At 63.6% G+C, this 25440-nt stretch carries 24 protein-coding genes; 22 read left to right on the top strand and 2 right to left on the bottom strand.

Going from position 1 to position 25440, the window contains the following annotated elements:
* Nucleotides 1-332 precede the first annotated feature (332 nt).
* On the bottom strand, nt 333-1586 hold the full coding sequence (locus NKI05_RS21350; protein ID WP_286455705.1) for an NAD(P)/FAD-dependent oxidoreductase: 1254 nt from the start codon (nt 1584-1586) through the stop codon (nt 333-335).
* Between the two features lie 490 nt (nt 1587-2076).
* Between NKI05_RS21350 and NKI05_RS21345 the strand changes: the two genes are divergently transcribed.
* From NKI05_RS21345 to trmB, 18 genes are all read left to right on the top strand, one after another.
* Nucleotides 2077-3369: an imelysin family protein gene (locus NKI05_RS21345; protein ID WP_023692591.1), complete on the top strand. Its 1293-nt coding sequence runs from the start codon at nt 2077-2079 to the stop codon at nt 3367-3369.
* A 59-nt stretch (nt 3370-3428) separates the two neighbouring features.
* Nucleotides 3429-3740: a (2Fe-2S)-binding protein gene (locus NKI05_RS21340; RefSeq protein ID WP_023669536.1), complete on the top strand. Its 312-nt coding sequence runs from the start codon at nt 3429-3431 to the stop codon at nt 3738-3740.
* Nucleotides 3706-4191, top strand: coding sequence for a bacterioferritin (gene bfr, locus NKI05_RS21335; protein ID WP_023669537.1), 486 nt, complete (start codon nt 3706-3708; stop codon nt 4189-4191). Before NKI05_RS21340 ends, bfr begins: the two co-directional genes overlap by 35 nt.
* A gap of 12 nt (nt 4192-4203) precedes the next feature.
* Nucleotides 4204-5793, top strand: coding sequence for a di-heme oxidoreductase family protein (locus NKI05_RS21330; RefSeq protein WP_023703488.1), 1590 nt, complete (start codon nt 4204-4206; stop codon nt 5791-5793).
* The gene (locus NKI05_RS21325) at nt 5793-6872 is read left to right on the top strand and encodes an imelysin family protein (protein WP_023682016.1); all 1080 of its coding nucleotides are present in this window, start codon (nt 5793-5795) and stop codon (nt 6870-6872) included. The genes NKI05_RS21330 and NKI05_RS21325 overlap by 1 nt, the downstream gene beginning before the upstream one ends.
* A gap of 3 nt (nt 6873-6875) precedes the next feature.
* Nucleotides 6876-7991 carry a DUF1513 domain-containing protein gene (locus tag NKI05_RS21320; protein WP_023669540.1) on the top strand — a complete coding sequence of 372 codons (1116 nt, stop codon included), beginning with the start codon at nt 6876-6878 and terminating at the stop codon, nt 7989-7991.
* Between the two features lie 107 nt (nt 7992-8098).
* Complete coding sequence (gene tsaB, locus NKI05_RS21315; RefSeq protein WP_023711441.1) at nt 8099-8776, top strand: tRNA (adenosine(37)-N6)-threonylcarbamoyltransferase complex dimerization subunit type 1 TsaB; 678 nt, start codon at nt 8099-8101, stop codon at nt 8774-8776.
* Complete coding sequence (rimI, locus tag NKI05_RS21310) at nt 8776-9270, top strand: ribosomal protein S18-alanine N-acetyltransferase (RefSeq protein ID WP_023669542.1); 495 nt, start codon at nt 8776-8778, stop codon at nt 9268-9270. The genes tsaB and rimI overlap by 1 nt, the downstream gene beginning before the upstream one ends.
* Nucleotides 9271-9298: 28 nt before the next feature.
* Nucleotides 9299-10099, top strand: a complete 801-nt coding sequence (gene olsA / locus NKI05_RS21305) for a lyso-ornithine lipid O-acyltransferase (protein ID WP_023696735.1) — start codon at nt 9299-9301, stop codon at nt 10097-10099.
* 53 nt (nt 10100-10152) lie between these two features.
* Entirely contained in the window at nt 10153-11562 is a 1410-nt protein-coding gene (gene miaB / locus NKI05_RS21300; protein WP_023816170.1) for a tRNA (N6-isopentenyl adenosine(37)-C2)-methylthiotransferase MiaB, read from the top strand.
* An 83-nt stretch (nt 11563-11645) separates the two neighbouring features.
* Nucleotides 11646-12638: a PhoH family protein gene (locus tag NKI05_RS21295; protein WP_027049340.1), complete on the top strand. Its 993-nt coding sequence runs from the start codon at nt 11646-11648 to the stop codon at nt 12636-12638.
* A 17-nt stretch (nt 12639-12655) separates the two neighbouring features.
* A complete protein-coding gene (gene ybeY, locus NKI05_RS21290; RefSeq protein ID WP_023669546.1) occupies nt 12656-13162 on the top strand; it encodes an rRNA maturation RNase YbeY in 507 nt (168 codons plus the stop codon).
* 28 nt (nt 13163-13190) lie between these two features.
* The gene (locus NKI05_RS21285; RefSeq protein WP_023669547.1) at nt 13191-14285 is read left to right on the top strand and encodes a hemolysin family protein; all 1095 of its coding nucleotides are present in this window, start codon (nt 13191-13193) and stop codon (nt 14283-14285) included.
* A gap of 20 nt (nt 14286-14305) precedes the next feature.
* Nucleotides 14306-14776, top strand: coding sequence for a VOC family protein (locus NKI05_RS21280; protein WP_023816171.1), 471 nt, complete (start codon nt 14306-14308; stop codon nt 14774-14776).
* A 77-nt stretch (nt 14777-14853) separates the two neighbouring features.
* The gene (gene lnt / locus NKI05_RS21275; RefSeq protein WP_023816172.1) at nt 14854-16446 is read left to right on the top strand and encodes an apolipoprotein N-acyltransferase; all 1593 of its coding nucleotides are present in this window, start codon (nt 14854-14856) and stop codon (nt 16444-16446) included.
* 137 nt (nt 16447-16583) lie between these two features.
* A complete protein-coding gene (locus tag NKI05_RS21270) occupies nt 16584-17003 on the top strand; it encodes a helix-turn-helix domain-containing protein (protein ID WP_023669550.1) in 420 nt (139 codons plus the stop codon).
* Between the two features lie 222 nt (nt 17004-17225).
* Entirely contained in the window at nt 17226-18491 is a 1266-nt protein-coding gene (gene metK, locus NKI05_RS21265; protein ID WP_023669551.1) for a methionine adenosyltransferase, read from the top strand.
* A 139-nt stretch (nt 18492-18630) separates the two neighbouring features.
* Nucleotides 18631-19332 (top strand): tRNA (guanine(46)-N(7))-methyltransferase TrmB, encoded by a 702-nt coding sequence (trmB, locus tag NKI05_RS21260; protein ID WP_023816173.1) that lies wholly within the window; start codon nt 18631-18633, stop codon nt 19330-19332.
* Nucleotides 19333-19374: 42 nt separating this feature from the next.
* Here trmB and NKI05_RS21255 read toward each other — a convergent pair whose 3' ends face one another.
* Nucleotides 19375-19539 carry a hypothetical protein gene (locus NKI05_RS21255; RefSeq protein ID WP_023669553.1) on the bottom strand — a complete coding sequence of 55 codons (165 nt, stop codon included), beginning with the start codon at nt 19537-19539 and terminating at the stop codon, nt 19375-19377.
* A gap of 334 nt (nt 19540-19873) precedes the next feature.
* Between NKI05_RS21255 and rimP the strand changes: the two genes are divergently transcribed.
* From rimP to infB, 4 genes are read left to right on the top strand one after another with little or no spacing between them, the layout of a single operon-like run.
* Entirely contained in the window at nt 19874-20518 is a 645-nt protein-coding gene (gene rimP, locus NKI05_RS21250) for a ribosome maturation factor RimP (protein WP_023669554.1), read from the top strand.
* Nucleotides 20519-20565: 47 nt separating this feature from the next.
* The gene (nusA, locus tag NKI05_RS21245; RefSeq protein ID WP_023669555.1) at nt 20566-22161 is read left to right on the top strand and encodes a transcription termination factor NusA; all 1596 of its coding nucleotides are present in this window, start codon (nt 20566-20568) and stop codon (nt 22159-22161) included.
* Nucleotides 22162-22199: 38 nt separating this feature from the next.
* On the top strand, nt 22200-22850 hold the full coding sequence (locus NKI05_RS21240; RefSeq protein WP_023816174.1) for an RNA-binding protein: 651 nt from the start codon (nt 22200-22202) through the stop codon (nt 22848-22850).
* Entirely contained in the window at nt 22847-25411 is a 2565-nt protein-coding gene (infB, locus tag NKI05_RS21235; RefSeq protein WP_023669557.1) for a translation initiation factor IF-2, read from the top strand. The genes NKI05_RS21240 and infB overlap by 4 nt, the downstream gene beginning before the upstream one ends.
* Nucleotides 25412-25440 lie beyond the last annotated feature (29 nt).

Genomic DNA, 25440 nt, shown 5'->3' with positions numbered 1-25440 from the left:
CCTTGCCAAGGCAGTAAGCCAGTGTCAGGCGCAACAGGTCGCTCGCCGACCTGACGCCGCGCGGGCGCAGGAACGCCTTCGTCTCGCGGGCACTTGCTGCGATCAACTCTTCGCCGCCCAGAAGCTCAATCGTCTCGGCCCAGCCGTCATCAACAAGCGATTCGTGTGTCATCGCAGTGTAGAATCACACCCGATTCCGCAGGGCAATACCTATCTTAGCGCCTATGCCCTGGTGGGGAGGTCGGACCGCAGGTCCGGGTGGGGGGCCTCGCGCCGACCCCCACCCCGCTGCTTCGCAGCGACCCTCCCCACAAGGGGGAGGGTAAGTGTGTCTAGCCCGCAGCCCGTGCCGGCTCATCCTGCTGGAACGCGGCCAGCGCCGCCTTCAGCCCATCAGGCCCTTCCGCAACAGTCTGCGCCATCGGCGAAAACCCGGCCCCGAGCATCTTGCGGCCCAGCATATGGTCGCCCGGCCTGTTGACGGATTCGATGCCGAGCAGCCGGCTTCCAGCATAGTGGTAGATCGAGAACTTGTTCTCAGCGAGGTCGCCCAGCACGACATGGCTGTCGCCGCCCGAGGTCAGCCCGACCATCTGCAGTTTCATGTCGCCGATGTCAGACCAGAACCACGGCACCGCCGCATAGGCGTCCGTATGGCCGGTGATCGTGCGTGCGGCAAGCCGCGCCTGGTCGGTGGCGTTCTGCACCGATTCCAGCCGCACGTCGCCGCCGGTCGACCAGTGGCGGTAGGAAGCGGCGTCGCCGATGGCCAGAATATCAGGCACTGAGGTGCGCATCTGTTGGTCGACGCGGATGCCATTGGCGACAGTCAGTCCGGCAGCCTGCGCAAGTTCGACATTCGGCACGGCGCCGATGCCGACGATGACCATGCGCGCGGGCAGCCTTTCGCCGGTGGAGGTGATGGCAGCGCAGACATGGCGGTTTTCCCCTTCCAGCCTGGCAATGGTGGTGCCGGTGAGGATACGCACGCCGATCGCCTCCAGCCGTTGGCGGACATGGCTCGCCACCACCGGCGCCACGGCGCGGCCAAGCAGCCGGTCGACAGCCTCGACCAGGGTGACGTTGCGGCCGGCGGCCCTCAGCGTTGCCGCGATCTCCAGCCCGATGAAGCCGCCGCCGAGGATGACCACGTCTTCGCTTTGGGCGCTGAGCGCGCGGATCAGCCGCGCATCGGCGATCGAGCGCAGCGACAGCACGCCCGAGAGGTCGGCGCCCGGCAGCGGCAGAAGCCGCGGCCGCGAACCGGTGGCCAGGATGAGCCGGTCGAACGGCAGCACGCCGCCGCCCGCTATGTCCAGCTTGCGGCCTGCCGTATCGATGCTGTCGATTCGGACGCCCGGCCTGAAGTCGATGGCGCTGCCGGTGTAAAAGGCCTCGCCGCGCAAGGGTTGCGGCTTGGCATCGGCGTCCTTGATGAAGGTCTTCGACAGCGGCGGCTTGTGATAGGGCAGATCGGTTTCGTCGCCGATCAGTATGACAGGCCCGTCATAGCCTTCCTCGCGCAGGCTGGCGGCCGCTTGCACGCCCGCATGACCCGCACCGACAATGACGACCCCGTTCTTCATCGCAACCCGAATTCCTGTTTCAAATCTGGAGCATGATGCCGAAAAGTGTGAAGCGGTTTTCGGACGACATCATGCTTTGATTGTGAGCCGTTCCGCCAGATGGCGATTGTCTGCCGCCGTCGCAAGAGCCCCGGTCCGGGTCGCACCCGGAACGGTCGCTTGTCAATCGCGGCGTCTCTCACCTTGGCTGCTGGCTACGATTTAAAGTTGATAGTGCTAGTTTAGAATAATTCTAAACTGTTGTTTCAATTGAATTTTCTAGGGTTCACCAGTTGACTTCCGGCCTCGCCATCGTTTTATGGAGGCTCGCGCGTCAGCGCATCCCTTTGATGTTTGGGCCTTGAACCCGTTCGATTGGAGGCATTTGGTGTCTTTCTCCCGTGAGCCGCAGAGCGGCGCGGCATCTGTGGTGTCCTACGGCATGCCTATGTCCCGGCACCGTTTGGCACGCGCGCCTTTTACCGAATCCCCTTTGAACTGGAGACTGATGATGACAGCGCGATATGGCGGCAGACTGGCTGCGATCGGTGCCACGGCTATGTTGACGGCGGCGGTTTTCATCCTGCCGGCCAAGGCGGCGGAGATCGATGCCAAGGCGGTCATCAAGACCTATTCCGACATCGCGCTGGCCAAGTACGAGGATTCGCTGACCACGGCGCAGGCGCTCGACAAGGCTGTCGACGCGCTGCTTGCCAACCCGTCGGCGGACACGCTGAATGCCGCCCGCGATGCCTGGAAGGCGTCGCGCGTGCCCTACCAGCAGACCGAGGTCTACCGCTTCGGCAACAAGATCGTCGACGACTGGGAAGGCAAGGTGAACTCCTGGCCGCTCGACGAAGGCCTGATCGACTACGTCGCCAAGAGCTACGGCACCGAGTCCGACGCCAACGCGCTCTACACCGCCAATGTCATCGCTAACAAGGACATCGAGATCGACGGCAAGAAGGTCGACGCCTCGAAGCTTTCGCCGGAGTTCCTCGCCGGCACGCTGCAGGAGGCCGGCGGAATCGAGGCCAATGTCGCCACCGGTTATCACGCCATCGAATTCCTGCTCTGGGGCCAGGATTTGCACGGCACCGGCCCGGGCGCCGGCGAGCGTCCGTACACCGACTACGACCTCAAGAACTGCACCGGCGGCAATTGCGATCGCCGGGCCGAGTATCTGAAGTCGGCCAGCGATCTTCTGGTCTCCGACCTGCAGGAGATGGTCGGCAACTGGAAGGAAGACGGCGCCGCCCGCAAGAACCTCGTCGATGGCCAGCCGAACACCGCTATCTCGGTGATCTTCAACGGCATGGGCTCGCTGTCCTACGGCGAACTGGCCGGGGAGCGCATGAAACTCGGCCTGCTGCTGCACGATCCCGAAGAGGAGCACGACTGCTTCTCGGATAATACCTACAACTCGCATCTCTATGACGCCATCGGCATCCGCGCCGCCTATCTCGCCAGCTACACGCGCATCGACGGCACCGTCGTTTCAGGCCCGTCGGTGCACGATATGGTCAAGGCGGCCGATCCGGCGATCGACAAGGAACTGTCCGACAAGCTCGATGTCTCGGTCGCCAAGATGGAGGCGATCAAGGCGCGGGAAGTGGCCGGCGAGGCCTACGACCAGCAGATCGCCGAGGGCAACACCGAAGGCAATGCTACCGTGCAGGCGGCAATCGACGCGCTGGTCGACCAGACCAAGTCGATCGAACGCGCCGTCGGCGCGCTGAACCTGAACAACATAGCCTTCGAGGGGTCCGACAGCCTCGACGCACCGGACAAGGTGTTCAAGTAGCACCCCAACCAACTACCAGCCAAACGGCGCGGAGGGGCGCCGTCAGCCAGAGCCAATCCATGCTGATCTGCCATTGCAACATCATCACCGAAAAGGAGATTGAGCAGACGATCGTCGATCTGCTGGATCAGGACCCCTGGCAACTGATCGTGCCGGCGAAGGTCTATCACACGATGCAAAAGCGCGGTCGCTGTTGCGGCTGCTTCCCAAATGTGGTCGAAACGATCATTCGGGTCACCGAAAATTACCACACCCGTTCGGAGGCGAGCGGCGTGGACATCGTTTCACACCTGGATCGCGTCAGAGGCCTGCGCGTCCAATATGGGAGCAGAATCCATGAAAGGCGAACCGCAGATCATCGAGCGGCTTAACGAGGCTCTGTTCCTGGAGCTTGGCGCCGTCAATCAATACTGGGTGCATTTCCGCCTGCTCGAAGATTGGGGATATGCCAAGCTGGCAAAGAAGGAACGCGCCGAATCGATCGAGGAGATGCACCATGCCGACCGGCTGGTGGCCCGTATCATCTTCCTCGAAGGGCATCCCAATTTGCAGTCCGTGGCGCCGTTGCGCATCGGCCAGAACGTCAAGGAAGTGCTCGAATCCGATCTCGCCGGCGAATATGACGCACGCACCGCCTACAAGCGTTCGCGCGAGATCTGCAACGAAGCCGGCGACTACGTGACGATGAAGCTGTTCGAGGAATTGCTGGCGGATGAGGAAGGTCACATCGACTTCCTCGAGACGCAGCTCGACCTCCTTGCCTCGATCGGCGAGGAAAAATACGGCCAGCTCAACGCCGCATCGGCGGACGAGGCGGAATAGGACCATGCAGGAATGCGGCGCCCCATAGATATTCTGCGCCGCTTGCGGCGGGCCGCCGGCCCGCTGCTCCTCAAAAACCCGCGATATCAGGCCTTTCGCGGGCTTTCGGTTGTAACCCTGGCGGCAATTTTGGCCCCGGCCCTGGCCGGATCGTCGGAACCGGTCGGCCTCGCCACGAGCCGCACCGACCTGACGCCGAAGGACCAGGCCCGCGTCCTTGCAGTTACCAGGCCAACCCAGGATTTCTCCAAGCCCGAATCCTTCGAAACGATGCAAGGCGGCGCCGGCACGTCGCGCAAGCAGGTCGACCGCGACGCCTTCTCGCAACCCTCTGAAAACATTACCTTCGAGGAACAGGGCAATTTCAAGCTCGGCAATGCGCTTTTCCGCAAGAACTGGGTGTCGTCGCCATCCTCGACCCAGGCCTCGGACGGTCTCGGACCCCTGTTCAACGAGCGCGCCTGCCAGAATTGCCATTTGAAGGATGGCCGCGGCCGCCCGCCGGCCGCCGACAGCCGCACCACGTCGATGTTCCTGCGGCTAGCGCGCGATGCGAGCACGGCCGAGGAAAAGACCGAGATCGCCGCGCACAAGGTGCTGAACTTCCCCGATCCGGTCTACGGCGCGCAGTTGCAGGGACTGGCGGTGCCCGGCCTCAAGGGCGAAGGCCGCATGTATGTCGACTATCGCGAGGAAAAGGTCACGCTCGGCGACGGCAGCCTGGTTTGGCTGCGCAAGCCGAGCTATTCGGTCGACGGGCTTGGCTACGGCCCGCTTGACCCGCGCACCACGCTGTCGCCGCGCCTGACGCCGCCAATGATCGGCCTTGGCCTGATCGAGCAGATCGCGCCGGCCGACCTCCTTGCCCATGCCGATCCCGACGACCGCGACGGCATTTCCGGCAAGCCCAACATGGTGCGTGACCTCAGCAGTGGGCAACTGACGCTTGGCCGCTTCGGTTGGAAGGCCCAGACCGCGTCGATCCGCCAGCAGGCGGCGGACGCCTTTGCCGGCGACATCGGCATTTCGACGCCGGAAGAGCCCAGTCACTGGGGCGATTGCACCGCAGCCGAAGAGGCCTGTTTGGCCATGCCCAATGGCGTGCAGAAGCGGCTCGGCCCGGTCGAGGCGCCACCACCGGTGATGGACCTCGTCACCTTCTATTCGCAGAACCTTGCGGTGCCGGCGCGGCGCGATGTCGGCGCACCCGCCGTGCTCGCCGGCAAGAAGCTGTTCTACGAGATGGGCTGCATTGCCTGTCATACGCCGAAATTCGTCACCATGCGCGGGAACAAGGCGCAGGCGTTCCAACTGATCTGGCCCTATTCCGACTTTCTGCTGCACGACATGGGGCCTGGCCTTGCCGACGGCCAGGCGGTGGGCGATGCCACGGGCAGTGAATGGCGCACCCCGCCGCTATGGGGCATCGGCCTGACAAAGACCGTCAACGGCAACGCTTTCTTCCTGCATGACGGGCGTGCGCGCACGCTTGCCGAAGCGATCCTGTGGCATGGTGGCGAGGGGCAGAAAGCGCGCGATCGCTTCGCCGCCGCCAATACGGCCGACCGCGATGCTCTCATCAAATTCCTGGAGTCATTCTGATGCTCAAGCGGGTTTTGCCTGTTCTACTCCTCCCATTGGCTCTGTTCGGTGCGTCCCCGGCATCGGCCTCGGTGAAAGCCTCCGACGTGATCCAAAGAGCGATCGACGGCTTTGTCCGCCCCGCCTATGCCAGCCTGCATGGCCATGCCGGCACCTTGGCGAAGGCCATGGACGCGCTCTGCCAGGCGCCGTCGCAGGGTAACCTCGATGCCGCGCATGCCGGATTCTCGGCCACGGTCGCAGCCTGGTCGTCGGCTGAAATCATCGGCTTCGGGCCAATCAAGGAGAACAACCGGCTGGAGCGCATGCTCTACTGGCCGGACCGAAAGAGCATCGGCCTGAAGCAGGTGCAGGCGGCGCTGGCCGGCAAGGATCCGACCGCCACCGATCCGGCGCAGCTGGCGGGCAAGAGTGTCGCGATGCAGGGATTAGGGGCGCTTGAGTTCGTGCTTTACGGCGACGGCGCCGAGACGCTCGTCGGCAAGGACGAGCCCTATCGCTGCGCCTATGGCGCGGCGATCGCCAAGAATATCGAGACCATGGCGGCCGATGTCGACGCCGCCTGGAAAAAACCGGACGGTTTTGCAGGCCTGTGGGCCAATCCCGGACCCGACAATGCGCTTTACCGCGACGGCACTGAAGCGGTGACCGAATTGGTCGGCGTGTTCATCAATGAACTCGAAATGGTGCGCGACGTGCGCCTCAAAGGTTTTCTCGGCGCCAAACCGCAGGGTGACAAGCCGAGGCAAGCGATCTACTGGCGCTCGCAAAACACCGGCCTTTCATTAGCCGGCAACCTCTCCGGCATTGATGCGCTGTTCCAGGCCTCGAAGCTCGGCGACGCGCTGCCCGAGGATAGCAGATGGATGGCGGAATCCATCCATATCCAGCTCATCAATGGCGTTGCCACTGCCAAATCCATCCAGGGTCGGATCGACAAGACGCTCGCCGATCCCGCGGAGCGCGGAAAACTCGAACATTTCGCGCTGATCACCTCCAGCCTGTCGGGCTTGATCGGCACCCGGCTAACCGCCGAGTTCGGCCTGACCGCCGGCTTTTCGTCACTGGACGGGGACTGACCAATGGTTGCGACACGCACGCCGCTGATGGACCGCCGCGATTTTCTCAGAGCTGCCGGCGCCGGCTTCGTCGCGTCAATGGCGCCGCGGGCCTGGGCGGACACGCTTGCCGCCGATGCCGTCTTTGCCACCGCCTTCGTCAAGCGCGACGGCAGCTTTGGCGCCGCTGTGTTGTCGGAAGCCGGAAAAGTATTGCATGCGATCGACCTGCCCGACCGTGGCCACGACGTCACCTTCGATCCGGTCTCGAAGCGCTCCGTGGTCTTCGCCCGGCAACCCGGCACCTTCGCCGTGGTCTTCGACCATGCCGGCCGCGAGCCGCCGCTGACCATCGCCAGCATCACCGGTCGGCATTTCTTCGGCCACGGTGTGTTTTCCACCGACGGCGCGCTGCTTTACGTCACCGAAAACAATTTCGACAATGCCGCCGGCGTCGTCGGGATCTACGACGCACGGGCCAAGTTCAGCCGCATCGGCGAGTTTCCGACCTATGGCATGGGGCCGCATGAGCTATTGCTGCTCGGAGACGGCCGGACGATCGCCATCGCCAATGGCGGCATCGAGACCCATCCCGACTATGGCCGCGCCGAGCTCAACATCGCCACCATGAAGCCGTCCTATGTGCTGGTCGATCGCACAACCGGCGATCTCATCGAAAAGCACGAACTGCCGCCGGCTCTGCACCAGCTGTCGATTCGCCACATGGATGCCGACCCCACAGGCACCATCTGGTTCGGCTGCCAGTACCGCGGGCCGGGCACCGAGCGGCCACCGCTGGTCGGCCGCGCCACGCGCGGCAAGGGGCTGCAGCTGCTCGACATGCCGCAGGACGTGCTATCCGGCTTCCGGAATTACATCGGCTCGGTCGCCGCCAACCCGATTGCCGGCACGGTCGCGGTGTCTTCGCCGGAAGGCAATTCGCTGGCCGTCATCGACGCCGCCAGCGGCAAGATCGTCGCCACCAAGGCGCTGGTCGAGGTCTGCGGCCTGGCGCCCGACGGCCCGGGCTTCATGGCAACCACGGGTGCCGGCGAAATCATCGAAGGCAGCGGCGCGACGCGCTCCGAGCCCGACTATGTCTGGGACAACCACATGCTGCGCATCGCGCCGGCGGCGTAAGCCGTCCGGCCTGCACCGAAGCGAAGCCGCTTAACAATTTACGCGCTGGCTCTTGCGGCGGCGCGCCGTGGCGGGCAGAGGGAGACTGTTTTTCGAACCGGTCGCCCATGAAACTGCTCGCCATCGACTGTGCCGCCAATCTCTGCGCCGCTTGCGTCTATGACGCATCGGGCGACAGAGAGCTCGGCCGCTCGGTACTCGATCTCGGCAAAGGCCACGCCGAACACCTGATGGCTGTCATTGACGAAGCGTTGAAAGCGGACGGCACCGATTATGCCGGCCTTGGCGCCGTTGCGGTCTCCATCGGTCCGGGTTCCTTCACCGGCCTGCGGGTGGGCGTCTCGGCGGCGCGCGGCCTGGCGCTGGCGCTGAAGATCCCGGCGATCGGGGTAACGACACTGGAGGCGCTGGCGGCCGAGGCGAGGGCGGCATTTCCCGGCCGCCCGATCCTGGCGGCTCTCGATGCAGGCCGCGAGGAGATCCATGCGGCGTTTTACGATGCGGAAGCGATTTTGCGCTATGGTCCGGCTGTGACCACACTTGCCCAAGCCGCGGGAATGGCGGCGGACAATCGTCCGGTGCTTGCCGGCACGGCCGCCGTGCAGATCGCAGCCGCGGCCGGTCGCGATTTCGATATCGGCCCGACGGCTGCCACCGCCGACATTGCCGTCTACGCCCGGCTCGCCGCTGCAAAAGGTGAGGGCGACAAGCCGAAGCCACTCTATCTGCGCGGCGCCGATGCCAAGGCGCAGGCCGGGTTCATCCTGTTGAGGCAGGAAAAGTGATGCGCATCCCTTTCCTCCAGCCGCGCCGCAGGGACTATGCGCTCGAGCCGCTGACCATCGCCGACAGCCCGGCAGCGTCGGTGCTGCACCGCGAGGATTTCGTCCGGCCCTGGACCGATGGCGAGTTCGCCGCGTTGCTCGAACAGGAAACCGTGTTCGGCTATGCCGCGCGCGAAATCGGCCAGGGCGCCAAGCCGCCGGTCGGCTTCGTGCTGGCCAGGCTTGCAGCCGGCGAGGGCGAGATTCTGACCGTGGCGGTGGCGCGCTCGCATCGCCGCCAGGGGCTCGGCTGGCAGTTGATGGACGCGGTACTGCGCGAATTGCATGCGCAGCGGGCCGAGGCGCTGTTCCTTGAGGTCGACGAGACCAATGTCGCTGCCATCGCCCTCTACCGGCGGCTGGGTTTCCGCCAGGTCGGCCACCGCGCCAATTATTACCGCTCGACCGAACATGGTCCTACCGGCGCGCTTGTCATGCGCCGCGATCTTCGCTAGCCAAAGTTTTGGGGCAGGGCCAAGCTGCATGATCGGAAAAATCAGGATCTTCCTGGCGCTGAGCCTCGTTGTCATCGGTTCGCTGGTCCTTGTGCCTTTGCAGCTGCTGTCGATGAAGACCGGAATCTGGCGCGAGACGGTCATTCTGAAGGCCTGGCACAGCCTCATCGTCCGGACGCTCGGCCTGCGCATCCATGTCAAAGGTGCGCTGTCCAGCCAGCGCCCGCTGCTGGTCGCCTCGAACCATATCTCCTGGACCGACATCATGGTGCTGGGCTCCTTTGCCGATGTGACCTTCATCGCTCGGGCGGACATGGAGGGATGGCCGCTGATCGGCTGGCTGTCGAAACTGCAGCGTACGGTCTTCATCGAACGCGAGCGCAAGCGGACAGCTGGCGACCAGGCCAGCGAGATCGCCAGCCGCATGGCCAAGGGCGACGCCATGGTGCTGTTTGCCGAGGGCTCTACCGGCGACGGCAACACCATCCTGCCGTTCAAGAGCACCTTGTTCGGCGCCGCCTCGATGGCGATTTCGGAAGGCGCGGCCGAGCAGGTCTTCATCCAGCCGCTGGCGATTGCCTACACGCGGGTGCACGGCGTGCCTCTCGGCCGTCGCCACCGGCCGCTCGCTGCCTGGATCGGCGATCAGGACCTGATGCCGCATCTCAAGGTGCTGATGGCCGAAGGCGCCATTGACGTCGAGGTGCATTTCGGCGAGCCCATCGCCTTTTCCAAGGGCTCGAACCGCAAGGAAACGTCGAGGCTGATGGAAAGCCAGGTGCGCGCCATGATGCAGGCCGCGCTCGCCGACCCGCGCCAGAGTCGGTAGCGCAACCTAGAATCGTCTGTTTTTTGTCACGGAAAGGCGTTAGAAGCCGCCGGATGGATTTGAACACGATAGAGCGGAACGAAACCGACAGCGCCTTGCAAAGCGCTGCTGTGGCGTCCGCCTCGGCCAAAAAGGTCTTCGTCAAGACCTATGGCTGCCAGATGAATGTCTATGACTCACAGCGCATGACCGATGCGCTGGCAGCCGACGGCTACACCGCGACCGATGTCATCGCCGACGCCGACCTGGTGCTGCTCAACACCTGCCATATCAGGGAGAAGGCGGCGGAAAAGGTCTATTCTGAGCTCGGCCGCATCCGCGACATGAAGGCTGAACGCGCAGCAGTTGGGCGCGAAATGCTGATCGGCGTCGCCGGTTGCGTCGCGCAGGCCGAAGGCGCGGAAATCATCCGCCGTTCGCCTGCTGTCGATCTGGTCATCGGCCCGCAGGCCTATCACCGGCTGCCCGATGTGCTGGCCCGGGTGCGTGGCGGCGAGAAGATCGTCGAGACCGAATACGCCATCGAGGACAAGTTCGAGCATCTGCCGCAGCCGAAGCGTGCCGAAATGATCAAGCGCGGCGTCACCGCCTTCCTCACGGTGCAGGAAGGCTGCGACAAATTCTGCACCTTCTGCGTCGTGCCCTATACCAGGGGCTCGGAAGTGTCGCGGCCGGTGGCGCAGATCGTCGCCGAAGCCGAGCGGCTGGCCGATGCCGGTGTGCGCGAGGTGACGCTGCTGGGGCAGAACGTCAATGCATGGCACGGCAAGGGTGAGGATGGCATGGAATGGGGGCTTGGTCGCCTGCTGTTCCGGCTAGCCGAGATTCCCGGCTTGGCGCGGCTGCGCTACACCACCAGCCATCCGCGCGACATGGACGACGAATTGATCGCTGCCCATCGTGACCTCCCGGCTTTGATGCCTTATCTGCACCTGCCGGTGCAATCCGGGTCAGACCGCATCCTCAAGGCGATGAACCGCAGGCACACGGCCAAGGACTATCTGGCGCTGCTCGAGCGCATCCGCGCTGCACGCGGCGACATCGCGCTGTCCGGTGACTTCATCGTCGGCTTCCCCGGCGAAACCGAGGCCGATTTCGAGGCGACGATGGGTCTGGTGCGCCAGGTGAACTACGCCTCGGCCTTCTCGTTCAAATATTCGCCGCGTCCCGGCACGCCGGGCGCCGATATGCCCGATCACGTGCCGGAAGCGGTCAAGGATGAACGCTTGCAACAGCTGCAGGCATTGTTGCTCAAGCAGCAGCAGGATTTCGGCCTGGGCCTGGTCGGCAGCACCATCGACACGCTGATCGAGAAGCCCGGCCGTCAGGCCGGCCAGAAGGTCGGCCGCTCGCCTTGGCTGCAGCCGGTTATTGTTGATGAAAAGGCCGGCGAAATCGGTGACATTATCCGGGTGCGAATCACGAAGACGGGCTACAATAGCCTGTTCGCCGAGTTGGCTTGATGGCCTCGGCAGATGAGGAGAGACGGTTGAGCGCTGCTGAAGTGAAGACTCTGCCCCAGAACCAGACATCCGGGGCCTCTGACATGGCGCACATCGTTCTGACTTTCGACAACAACAAGCTTGCCAGCGCCCTGTACGGCCAGTTCGACGAGAACCTGGCCCGGCTCGAGCAGAAGCTCGGCGTCGACATCCGCTCGCGCGGCAACCAGTTGACCATCAAGGGCTCGGCCTCGGCGGCCGAACAGGCGCGCCGCGCACTCGACAATCTCTACGGCATTCTCCAGAAGGGCACCGACATTGGCCAGTCCGACGTCGATGGCGCCGTGCGCATGGCCATTGCCGCCGACGACCAGCTGACGCTGCCGACGCTGGAACGCAAGGGCAAGGTTTCGGCCGCCCAGATCTCCACCCGCAAGAAGACGATCTATGCCCGTTCGCTCAACCAGGACGCCTATATGCGGGCGCTGGAGCGTTCGGAACTTGTCTTCGGCATTGGCCCCGCCGGCACCGGCAAGACCTATCTGGCGGTGGCGCATGCGGCGATGCTGCTCGAACGCGGCATGGTCGAGCGCATCATCCTGTCACGGCCGGCGGTCGAGGCCGGCGAGCGGCTGGGTTTTCTGCCCGGCGATATGAAGGAAAAGGTCGATCCGTATCTGCGGCCGCTCTATGACGCGCTTTACGACATGATGCCGGCCGACAAGGTCGAGCGCGCCATTGCCGCCGAGGTCATCGAGATCGCGCCGCTGGCCTTCATGCGCGGCCGCACGCTGGCGCATGCCGCCGTCATCCTCGACGAGGCGCAGAACACCACGCCGATGCAGATGAAGATGTTTTTGACCCGCCTCGGCGAGAATTCGCGCATGATCGTCACCGGCGATCCGACGCAGATCGATCTGCCTCCAAGCACCAAGTCGGGCCTCGTCGAAGCCTTGCGTGTCCTTGACGGCGTGGCGGGCGCGGTAACCGTGCGCTTCAACGATGTCGACGTTGTGCGCCACCCGCTGGTGGCCGAAATCGTCAGGGCCTATGACCGCGACGCCAAGCTGGCGCGCGGCCTCGGCGCCGAGAGCTGATGTGACGATGCGGGCTCATGCCTGAAGACATAAGACCTGGCGGCGGGGATAGTTCGGTTCCCGTCGAGATCGATATGTCGGTCGAGGCCGGCGACTGGCCCGATGAGGCGGCGCTGACGCGTCTGGTCGATCGCGCCGTGTCGGCTGCCTTTGCCGAAACCGCTGCTGCCGGTCCTTCCGAACTCAGCATCGTCTTTTCCGACGATGCCCATATCCGTACCCTCAATGCCGGCTGGCGCGGCAAGGACAAGGCGACCAACGTCTTGTCTTTCCCTGTTTTTCCGTTCCCCAGGGGTGGCAAGCTGCCGCCCATGCTGGGTGACATCGTGCTGGCCGCCGAGACGGTGGCGCGCGAAGCAGCCCTGGAAGACAAGCCCTTCGAGAACCATATCACCCATCTCGTCATCCACGGCCTGCTGCATTTGCTGGGCTACGATCACGAGACCGATGCAGAGGCCGATGAGATGGAAGCCATCGAGCGCTCAGCGCTCGCAAGGCTTGCCATTCCCGATCCCTACACGTAATGACAAAAGACCAATTGACCGGACGACGATGAACGACAAACCAGAAACTGCCGCCCGCCCCGAGGCTGGCAGTGCGACAAAGCCTTCCGATACGACGGAAGAGGGATCGAGTCCGAGTCCCAGTTCCGGCAGCCCCGCTTCTGGTGGCATTGCCAGCGAGCCATCGCCTGCCGGTCCGTCCCTGTTCGACCGCGTCTTGGGCCTTTTCAGGCAGCGGAACGGCACCAGCCTGCGCGAGGAAATCGCCGGCGCGCTTGCCGAAACGACCAGCGATGCCGGGTCTTTCTCGCCCGGCGAACGCGCCATGCTCAACAACATATTGCGCCTGCGCGAGGTACGCGTCGAGGACGTCATGGTGCCGCGCGCCGATATTGAGGCCGTCGAGATCACCACGACGTTGGGCGATCTGCTCGGTCTGTTCGAGCAGTCCGGCCATTCCCGCATGCCGGTCTATTCCGAGACGCTCGACGATCCGCGCGGCATGGTTCACATCCGCGACGTGCTGGCCCACATCACCAAGGTCGCCCGGGTCAAGAAGGGCAGAACATCCAGGAAGACGCCGGCAACGACGCTTCTCGACCTCGCCCAGGTCGATCTCGGCCGCACCATCGGCGACCTCAATCTGATCCGCCCGGTGCTTTTCGTGCCGCCCTCGATGCTTGCCTCCGACCTGATGGGCCATATGCAGACGACGCGAACCCAGATGGCGCTGGTCATCGACGAATATGGCGGCACCGATGGTCTCGCCTCGCTGGAAGACATCGTCGAGATGGTCGTCGGCGATATCGAGGACGAGCATGACGAGGACGAGCCGCTGATCACCCAGACCGGCGAGGGCGTGTTCGTCGTCGACGGCAAGGCCGAGATCGACGAGGTCGCCAAGATGATCGGCGAGGACTTTACCGCCGGTGAGCATGGTGAATATGTCGACACGATCGGCGGCATGATCTTCAACACGCTGGGCCGCGTGCCCGCGCGTGGTGAGGTTGTGCAAGCCATCCCCGGCTTCGAATTCCACGTGCTCGACGCCGATCCGCGCCGCGTCAAGCGGGTGCGCATCGTCCAGAACCAGAAGGGCGAGCGTCGCCGCCGCGTGACCGCCCCCCGCACCGAGCAGGCCTAGGACAGAACGTCGCCCGGCCGATGACGATCGACGATCCCTTCAAGCACTCAACCTTTGGCTCGGGTGTGTTCTACAAGGACCCGCGAGCCGCATTGAAATGGCTCGAAACGGCCTTCGGCTTCGAGCCGAGCATGGTGGTCAGCGACGCCGACGGACGGCTGGTCCATGCCGAAATGCGTTTTGGCGACGGCTACATCATCGTCGATTGCGAATGGGCCGATCATATTGCCAGTCCGGTAAGCGTCGGCGGCAAGAACACTCAGTCGGTCTGTGTGCATCTGAAAGACGGCCTGGACGTGCATTGTGAGCGGGCAATGGCGGCTGGAGCCCAAATCGTCGAGGAGCCTGCCGACCATTTCTACGGCGAACGGCAGTATCGGGCGCGCGACCCCGAAGGCCATGTCTGGACCTTCACCCAGACCTTGCGCGCGGTGCCGCGCGAGGAGGCCGAGCACCTGAGCGGGCTAACCATCGAGGGATGGCCCCGATAGCGCAGCGATCGGCCGGTTCGCGTTTCAATAAATCTGATAAATCTTGGCTCTTGATTCGCGCGACCTGGGAAGTCTGTATGGAGCGCCTTGCCGGCCGGATAATTCTGCTTTGGGGCTGGCGGCGCGCGCTGGTGGCGTTTCTTGCCGGGGCGCTGGCGGTGCTCGCCCAGGCGCCTTACGATTTCTTCGCCGTCTGTTTCGTCTCGTTTCCACTGCTGGTCTGGCTGCTCGACGGCGCCACCGGCGAGGCTTCCGACGGCTGGCTCAGGCGCCTGCGGCCGGCCTTTGCCATTGGCTGGTGGTTCGGCTTCGGCTATTTCCTCGCCGGCCTGTGGTGGATAGGCGAGGCGCTTCTGGTCGAGGCCGACAGTTTCGCCTGGGCCTTACCCTTCGCGGTCGTCGGCATTCCTTTGGCGCTGGCATTTTTCTACGGCTTCGCCACCGTCGTCGCGCGGCTGTTATGGACCAACGACATTGGCCGCATTGCCGCCCTTGCCTTTGCTTTTGGCCTGACGGAATGGCTGCGCGGCTTCCTGTTCACCGGCTTTCCCTGGAATGCCGTCGGTTATGCGGCGATGCCCGTGCCGCTGTTGATGCAAAGCGTGTCGGTGACCGGCATGGTCGGCATGAACGCGCTGGCGGTCTTTGTCTTCGCCATGCCGGCCTTGCTTGCAGCACGCCGGCATGTCCGTCTCGGTGTGGTCCTGCTTGCCATTCTTGTCGCCGCCCATGCCGGCTTCGGCTATGTCAGGCTCGCGACCCCCGACAAGCCGACAACCCGCACTCTCGATGTCCGTATCGTGCAACCGGATGTCGACCTCAGCGAAAAATGGGACGCCTCGGTGCGCGACCGCATCTTCGCCACGATGATGGGCCTGTCGGCCGCAGCGCCCGATCCCGGTCATGACAAACCGCAACTTATCCTGTGGCCGGAGACCTCGGTACCGTTCCTGTTCACCGAGCGTCCGGACGCGCTGACCGCGCTCGGCGACATGCTGCAGCCTGGTCAGATGCTGATTGCCGGCGTCGTGCGCGAGGAGCGCGGATCGGGGGCGGATGCCGACAGCCGCTACTACAATTCGGTGGTGGCGATCGATGACAAGGGCGAAATCGCTGATGCCGTCGACAAGGTCCATCTGGTGCCGTTCGGCGAGTATCTGCCGTTTTCCGGTCTGCTCAGCCGCTTCGGCATCGGACAGCTCGTCGCCGGGCCGATGAATTTCGCCGCCGGCAACGAGCGCCATCCGATCGCTTTGCCCGGCGGCATCAGCGCCTTGCCGTTTATTTGCTACGAGGTGATCTTTCCTGATCTTGTGGCTGTTGACGCAACGTCATCCCAGCTTATTGTGAACGTCACCAACGACGCATGGTTCGGCGACACGCCCGGGCCGTACCAGCATTTCAGGCAGGCTCAGATTCGCGCGGTGGAAAACGGATTGCCGCTGTTGCGCGCCGCCAACAACGGCATTTCCGCCGTTGTCGATACGCGGGGACGCATCGTCGACGCATTGGCGGTCGATGCACGTGGCGCCATCGACGTGCGGGTGCCGATCTCCGGCCAAGCCTTCATCTCCGCCGCGGGGCGGCGCATTAACGGAATGCTGATCATGTTGGTGTTTGCCGCAATCGCCCTCAGCTTGAACGTAAGGCAACGGCTACGGGTGAATTGACAGTCGACACATTAGAAACTCATACTGTTACCGCCTAATTTTCTCGAAGTCGGTTGGTGTTTCTGTTGGGGCAGTTGGCTCCGGCTTCGTTTGGGCGAGAAAAATAGAAAAGGCCGGAAAAATTCGGCGAGGAAAAAATGACAGAAGAAAACAAGAAGAAACCGAATCCGATCGACATCCATGTCGGAAGTCGCGTCCGCCTTCGGCGCAATATGCTTGGAATGAGCCAGGAAAAGCTTGGTGAAAATCTCGGTATTACGTTTCAGCAGATCCAAAAATATGAAAAAGGAACGAACCGCGTCGGCGCCAGCCGTCTGCAGGCAATAGCCTCGATACTCAGCGTGCCTGTCGCCTTCTTTTTCGAGGATGCGCCAGGGCAGGAGCCGGTGGGTAATAGAGGATTTGCCGAGGACACTTCGATGGCTTTCGCCGTCGAATTCTGCGGCAGTCCGGAAGGGCTTCAGCTCAACCGCGCGTTCGTCAAGATCGCGGATGTAAAGGTGCGCCGCCGGATTATCGACCTTGTGAAGTCCCTTTCTGCCGAAGATGCCGAGTGATTCGGTGGGTCGATTGACCCATTGGCCCCAGTAATCCCCTGGGCCCGAGTAGCCCAGAGGCTCGACTGCCGGCGGCGCCAAGCCGCCGGTGGTACAAGATATATTGCTGCGGCACTCATGCGAGAACCGCGGCACCGCTTGACGAGCGGCGCCCGGCACCGTTAACACGTGGCGCGCCAAAATCGGCAGCCCTGCCGATCGTTTTTTCAAGAGGGGACACCCGTGACGCGGCAGAACTACTTCTTCACCTCGGAATCCGTGGCCGAGGGTCATCCCGATAAAGTCTGTGACCGCATCTCGGACGAGATCGTAGATCTGGTCTATCGCGAGGCCAAGAAGACCGGCATGGACCCATGGAAAGTCCGCGTCGCCTGCGAGACGCTCGCAACCACCAACCGCGTCGTCATCGCCGGCGAAGTAAGGGTTCCCGATACTCTGCTGAAGCGGGACAAAGCCGGCAACATCCTCAAGGACGCCGCCGGGCATTCGGTCGTCAACCCGGCCAAGTTCAAGTCGGTCGCCCGCAAGGCGATCCGCGAAATCGGCTACGAGCAGGCCGGCTTCCACTGGAAGACGGCAAAGATCGAGGTTCTGCTGCACGGCCAGTCGCCCGACATCGGCCAGGGAGTCGACAACGCCGCCGACCGCCAGGGCGAAGAGGGTGCCGGCGACCAGGGCATCATGTTCGGCTATGCATGCCGCGAGACCCCGGACCTGATGCCGGCGCCGATCTATTACAGCCACAAGATTCTCGAACTGCTCGCCGCTGCCCGTCACGAAAACAACGGCGAAGCCGGCAAGCTCGGGCCTGACGCCAAGAGCCAGGTCACCGTTCGCTATGTCGATGGCAAGGCCGCCGAAGCGACTCAGATCGTGCTATCGACGCAGCATCTCGACGCGACCTGGGATTCCAAGAAGGTCCGCAAGGTCGTTGAGCCTTACATCCGTGAGGCGCTCGGCGACCTCAAGATCGCCGACGATTGCATGTGGTACATCAACCCGACCGGCAAGTTCGTCATCGGTGGGCCGGACGGCGACGCCGGCCTGACCGGCCGCAAGATCATCGTCGACACCTACGGTGGTGCTGCCCCGCACGGCGGCGGCGCCTTCTCCGGCAAGGACACCACCAAGGTCGACCGCTCCGCCGCCTACGCGGCGCGCTATCTCGCCAAAAATGTGGTGGCGGCCAAGCTCGCCGACCGCTGCACCATCCAGCTGTCCTACGCCATCGGCGTTGCTCAGCCGCTGTCGGTCTATGTCGACCTGCACGGCACCGGCAAGGTCGACGAGGCCAAGCTCGAGGAAGCGCTGCGCACGGTGATGGATTTGTCGCCATCCGGCATCCGCAGGCATCTCGACCTCAACAAGCCGATCTACGCAAAGACCTCGTCCTACGGCCATTTCGGCCGCAAGGCCGGCCGAGACGGGTCCTTCTCCTGGGAAAAGACCGATCTGGCCAAGGCGCTCAAGGACGCGATCGCTGCTTAGGCATGATTCCAAAGAGTGGGTACCGGTTTTTTGGAAAAGATCGTGCTCCAACAAAGGATTAGATTGAGATGAGATTTCAGCCAAATCTCATCTCAATCCCAAATCTCATCTCAATCTAAGCGCGGCGCGCGACCAGGCCATGGATCCACAGGACAGGCGGAGCCGCTCGACCGAAGGGTTCTTCGGCCGCCGGCACGGCAAGACCATTCGCCCGCAGCAGGCGGCGGCGCTGGAAAGCGGTCTTGGGGCCTATGGCCTCGACCTCTCCGTCCAGGCGCCGGCAGAATTGCGCGCGCTATTCTCAGCGGATGTTTCAACGGTTCGGCTGGAAATCGGCTTCGGCGGCGGTGAGCATCTGCTGCACCGTGCCACGGAGGCACCGGCGACCGGCTTCATCGGTGTCGAGCCGTTCGTCAACGGCATGGCCAAGCTGATGATGGCGGTGCGGGAAAAGCCGCTTGCCAATCTTCGCGTTTATGATGACGACGCCACGCGCCTGCTCGATTGGTTGCCGCAGGCGTCGCTCGACGGCATCGATCTGCTCTACCCCGATCCCTGGCCGAAGAAAAAGCACTGGAAGCGGCGTTTCGTCAGCCCGCTCAACCTCGATCGGTTCGCGCGCGTGCTGAAGCTGGGCGGAAAATTCCGCTTCGCATCCGACATCGACACCTATGTGAACTGGACCTTGTTGCACTGTCGGGCGCATGGCGCGCTCCTCTGGCAGGCGCAAGGTGGGGCCGACTGGCATCGGCCCTATGAAGGCTGGCCGGGCACACGCTACGAGGCGAAAGCCATTCGCGAGGGCCGACGGCCGGCCTATCTCACCTTCATCAGAAAATAGTTCGATGCGGGAAAGTGTCCCGCATCAACAGCCGGTCTGGCTTCAGAAACGGCCGATCTTGCCGAAAGCGGTCGGGTCCATGCCGAGCCGGCGCAGATCGTTGGCGCGCGGCTTGCGGCCGGCTTCGACGGCCCGCGAGGCGGCAACGGCGCTGCCGAACAGGGCAAAGGCGTCGCCTATGGCGGAAAACACGGTACGGTTGCTCATTGTCTTGACCTTTCGCGCGCCACCGCGCGCTCATCTTTGATTTGTGCAGTGCAACATAGTAGGGATGTGAAATCCGGGATCACAGGGCCGTTACCGCATAGCCGGCATGCGCCGCGCGCAATCCTGCCAGCCGTCCCCGGCTGCACTCTGCCCGGCCCGTCAACAGACTTGAAACACCGGCCGGGATCGTCTATATCAGCCTCAAATTCTTGGTCGGTATGACGAAGAGTGGGTCCACCCGGTCCCGCTCTTTTTTATTACCTGCCGGTCAGCCATCAGCAAAGAGATGGTTCGGGACGACGATCATCCTGATCCAGAGAACGACAGGAACCGCATGACTGCAACGGCAAGCGAAGCCGACGACCGCATCATCCGCGAAAGCGGTATCGATGCGCGCATCGCGCTGATCGTTCAGCCGGTGTTGCGAGGCATTGGCTTCCGCCTCGTGCGGGTGCATCTGTCGGGCCAGAACGGCCTGACGCTGCAGATCATGGCCGAACGCGAGGACGGCACCATGACCGTCGAGGATTGCGAAGAGGTCAGCCGCGCTGTGTCGCCGGCGCTCGACGTCGATGACCCGATCGAGAAGGCCTATCATCTCGAAGTGTCGTCGCCGGGCATCGACCGGCCGCTGGTACGCAAGTCGGATTTCGTCACCTGGACCGGCCATCTGGTGAAGATGGAAACCTCGGTGCCGGTCGCCGACCGCAAGCGCTTCAAGGGCAAGATCGCCGAAGCCGGCGAAGACGACATGCTGCTCGAGCGCGACAAGGCCGCCTACGGCGAAGAGCCGACGGTTCGCATTCCTTATGACGCGATCGCCGATGTGCGGCTGATCCTCACCGACGACCTTATTCGCGATGCCCTTTCGAAGGACAACCGGGAACGCAAGGAAGCCAAGAAACGCCGCGGCGAAGCTGATGATGCACCCGAAGGTGCTGAAGGCGGCGCGGAAGACGAAATCGAACAGGAACTATGATGAGCGGCCGGGCCTAAAAGCTCGGCAACAAGCTCGGGAGAAATAAGATGGTTGTAAGCGCCAACAGACTTGAACTGCTGCAGATCGCCGACGCGGTGGCGCGTGAAAAGTCGATCGACAAGTCGATCGTCATTGCCGCCATGGCTGATGCGATCCAGAAGGCCGCTCGCTCGCGCTACGGCCAGGAAACCAACATCCGCGCCGACATCAACGCCAACACCGGCGAGATGAAGCTGCAGCGGCTGATGGAAGTGGTCGAGAAGGTCGACGACTACGCCACCCAGATCGCCATTTCCTCGGCCCGCGAGCGCAATCCGGACGCCCAGCTTGGCGACTTCATCGCCGAACAGCTGCCGCCAATGGATTTCGGCCGCATCGCCGCCCAGTCAGCCAAGCAGGTTATCGTGCAGAAAGTGCGCGAGGCCGAGCGCGACCGCCAGTATGACGAATACAAGGACCGCATCGGCGAGATCGTCAACGGCACCGTCAAGCGCGTCGAATATGGCAACGTCATCGTCGATCTCGGCCGTGGCGAGGCGATTATCCGCCGCGACGAGCTGATCCCGCGCGAAAACTACAAGTACGGCGACCGCGTCCGCGCCTATGTCTACGACGTGCGCCGCGAACAGCGCGGCCCGCAGATATTCCTGTCGCGCACCCATCCGCAGTTCATGGCCAAGCTCTTCACCATGGAAGTGCCGGAAATCTATGACGGCATCATCGAGATCAAGTCGGTCGCCCGCGACCCAGGCTCGCGCGCCAAGATCGCCGTCATTTCGCGTGACTCGTCGATCGATCCGGTCGGCGCCTGCGTCGGTATGCGCGGCAGCCGCGTCCAGGCCGTGGTCGGCGAATTGCAGGGCGAAAAGATCGACATCATTCCGTGGTCGCCTTCGGCCGCCTCCTTCATCGTCAACGCCCTGCAGCCGGCGGAAGTCGCCAAGGTCGTGCTCGACGAGGATGCCGAGCGCATTGAAGTGGTGGTTCCCGACGACCAGCTGTCGCTGGCCATCGGCCGTCGCGGCCAGAACGTGCGTCTTGCCTCGCAGCTCACCGGCTGGGACATCGACATTCTGACCGAGGCCGAGGAGTCCGAGCGCCGCCAGAAGGAATTCGTCGAGCGTTCGTCGCTGTTCATGGAAGCCCTAGATGTCGACGAGATGGTCGGCCAGGTGTTGGCCTCCGAAGGCTTCACCAGCGTCGAGGAAGTTGCCTATGTCGATTCGGGCGAGATCGCCTCGATCGACGGTTTCGACGAAGACACCGCTTCGGAAATCCAGACCCGCGCCCGCGAATATCTGGAGAAGATCGAAGCCGAGCATGACGACAAGCGCAAGGCGCTGGGCGTCACCGACGAACTGCGCGAGATCCCTGGCGTCACCACCGCCATGATGGTGACGCTCGGCGAGGATGGCGTGAAGACGATCGAGGATTTCGCCGGCTATGCCGCCGACGACCTGACCGGCTGGAAGGAACGCAAGGACGGCGAGACCAAGGTATTCCCGGGTGTGCTCGCCAATCACGGCGTGTCGCGCGCCGACGCCGAGCAGATGGTTCTGGCAGCCCGCCTCAAGGCCGGCTGGATCACCGAAGACGAGCTTGCAGCCGAACAGGTCCCGGCTGACGAAGCCGTTGGTGCGTGAGGTGAAACCGCATCGCACACAACCCGCCCCAGGACGAGATGAACGATCGCACCTGCATCGTCACGCGCAAGCAAGCCGAGCCGGATGAGCTGATCCGTTTCGTCGTCGGCCCGGATTCGGCCGTCGTTCCTGACCTGAAGAGAAATCTGCCCGGCCGTGGTTGTTGGGTGAGCGCCGACCGCCTACATATCGACAAGGCGGCGGCGAAGAACCTGTTTGCCCGCGCCTTCAAGGCGCAGGTCGTCGTGCCGCCCGATCTCGGCGGCATGGTCGACGGACTGCTTGCACGATCCGCTTTGGGTATGCTTGGCCTTGCCCGCAAGGCTGGCTCGATCGCACTCGGCGCAACCAAGGTCGAGAGCGCGGTGCGCTCGGGGTTGGCGCTTTTCGTGCTCCACGCGACCGAGGCATCCGCCGATGGCGTGCGCAAGATCAGTCAGGCGCGGCGGGCAACTGTCCACCTCGGCGGGCCTGCAGTCCTTGCCTACAAACTTTTCTCCGAGGCCGAGTTGAGCTTGGCATTGGGGGGTACAAATGTGATACATGCTGCCGTTCTCGCGGGAGACGCGGGCAAGGCGGTTGAGAGGCGCATGGTTGCGCTCGACCGATATCGGGGCGGAACCCCCGACGATCTGGCAATGCTTGCGGCCGTTGCTGACGAAGATGATGCTGCAGAGGATATGGAATGAGCGATACGAAATCGGGCGACGACAAGACGTTGAGTGTTACACCGAAGAAGACCTTGACGCTGAAGCGCCCCGGTACCGAGCAGAGCGTCGTGCGCCAGAATTTCTCGCATGGCCGCACCAAGCAGGTCCAGGTCGAGATCAAGAAGCGCAAATTCTCCATGCCCGGCGACAAGCCGGAGCCGGTGGCTGCACCCGTATTTACGCCCAAGCCCGCGGTTGTGGCAGCCCCCGTCGTGCAGGAAGCGCCCAAGGCGCCGCCTCCGCCGCCGCCGGCCGAACGCGGCGGCATGGTGCTGAACGAACTGTCGCGCAATGAAATGGAAGCGCGCCGCAGGGCGCTCGAAGGCTCCAAGGTTCGCGACGTCGAGGACCGCCAACGCGCCATCGAAGAGGCCAAGCGCCGCAACGAGGATGAGGAACGCCGCAAGCGCGAGCGCGAGGAATCCGCGCGCCGTCAGGCCGAGGAAGAAGCCCGCCTGCAGACCGAGGCCGAGTCCCGCCGCCGCGCCGAGGAAGAAGCGCGCCGCCGCGCGCCGCAGGCTGCCGAGCTTGTGGCATCGGACGACGAGGAAGAGGTCAAGCCGAAGCGCACCGCCGCCGGCGCCCCGGTACGCCGTCCGGTTACGCCCGAAGTGGCGCGCCCGGCCAAGCCGACCAAGGCCGAGGAAGACCGTCGTCGCGGCAAGCTGACCCTCAACACGGCGCTTTCCGACGAGGACGCGCGCGCCCGCTCGCTGTCGTCGATGCGTCGCCGCCAGGAAAAATTCAAGCGCGCGATGCATAATGAGCCGCGCGAGAAGGTTATGCGCGAAGTGATCCTGCCTGAAACCATCACCATCCAGGAACTGGCGCAGCGCATGTCCGAGCGCGCTGTCGATGTGGTCAAGTACTTCATGAAGCAGGGCCAGATCCTGAAGCCGGGCGACATCATCGACGCCGACACGGCCGAGCTGGTCGCCACCGAATTCGGCCACACGGTCCGCCGCGTCGCCGAGTCCGACATCGAGGAAGGCCTGTTCAACATTGCCGACAATGCCGAGGACCTAGTGTCGCGGCCGCCTGTCGTGACCATCATGGGCCATGTCGACCACGGCAAGACCTCGCTGCTCGACGCCATCCGCAATGCCAATGTCGTCTCCGGCGAAGCCGGCGGCATCACCCAGCATATCGGCGCCTACCAGGTCGAGAAGAACGGTCAGAAGATCACCTTCATCGACACGCCCGGTCACGCCGCCTTCACGGCGATGCGCGCCCGCGGCGCTCAGGCGACCGACATCGCCATCCTGGTGGTGGCGGCCGACGACAGCGTCATGCCGCAGACCATCGAATCGATCAGCCATGCCAAGGCGGCCGGCGTTCCGATCATCGTGGCGATCAACAAGATCGACAAGCATGATGCCGATCCGCAGAAGGTGCGGTCGGAACTGCTGCGCCATGAGGTGTTCGTTGAATCGATGGGCGGTGAAGTGCTGGACGTCGAAGTGTCGGCGACCAAGGGCACCAACCTCGACAAGCTGTTGGAAGCGATCCTGCTGCAGGCCGAAATCCTCGACCTCAAGGCCAATCCGGACCGTACCGCCGAGGGCGTCGTCATTGAAGCCCAGCTCGACAAGGGCCGTGGTCCCGTCGCCACCGTGCTGGTGCAGACCGGCACTTTGATGCCGGGAGACATCCTCGTCGCCGGCAATGAGTGGGGCCGGGTGCGCGCTCTGGTCAACGACCGTGGCGAGCAGATCAAGGAGGCGCCGCCGGCTATGCCGGTCGAGGTGCTCGGCCTGCAGGGCACGCCGCAAGCCGGCGACCGCTTCGCTGTCGTCAACAACGAGGCCCGCGCCCGCGAGATCACCGAATATCGCCAGCGTCTGGCGCGCGAGAAGGCAGTGGCTCGCCATGCCGGCCAGCGCGGCTCGCTCGAACAGATGATGTCGCAGCTGCAGACGAGCGGGTTGAAGGAATTCCCGCTGGTCATCAAGGGCGACGTGCAGGGTTCGATCGAGGCGATCAACGCCGCTCTCGACAAGCTTGGCACCGACGAGGTGCGTGCGCGCATCGTTCATGCCGGCGCCGGCGCCATCACCGAAAGCGACGTGTCGCTGGCGGAGACCTCGGGGGCCGCGATCATCGGCTTCAACGTCCGTGCCAACGTGCAGGCACGTGCGGCCGCGGCGGCCGCGGGCATCGAAATCCGCTACTACTCGATCATCTACAACCTCGTCGACGATGTGAAGGCAGCACTTTCCGGCTTGCTGTCGCCGGAACGCCGCGAGACCTTCATCGGCAATGCCGAGATCCTCGAGATCTTCGACATCACCAAGGTCGGCAAGATCGCCGGCTGCCGTGTCACCGAAGGCAAGGTCGAGCGTGGAGCGGGCGTGCGCCTGATCCGCGACAACGTCGTCATCCATGAAGGCACGCTGAAGACCCTCAAGCGCTTCAAGGACGAAGTCGCGGAAGTTCCGGGCGGCCAGGAGTGCGGCATGGCCTTCCAGAACTACGAGGACATGCGCGTTGGCGACATCATCGAGTGCTTCCGCGTCGAGATGGTGACCCGGACGCTCTGAGTTCGTATACTGTCGATACGACCGGGCGG

Origin of the sequence: Mesorhizobium sp. M0771 (assembly GCF_040320155.1) — a bacterium.
Classification (GTDB): domain Bacteria; phylum Pseudomonadota; class Alphaproteobacteria; order Rhizobiales; family Rhizobiaceae; genus Mesorhizobium.
Note: the sequence above shows the minus strand (reverse complement) of the source record. Positions and strands in the feature narration are given on the sequence as shown.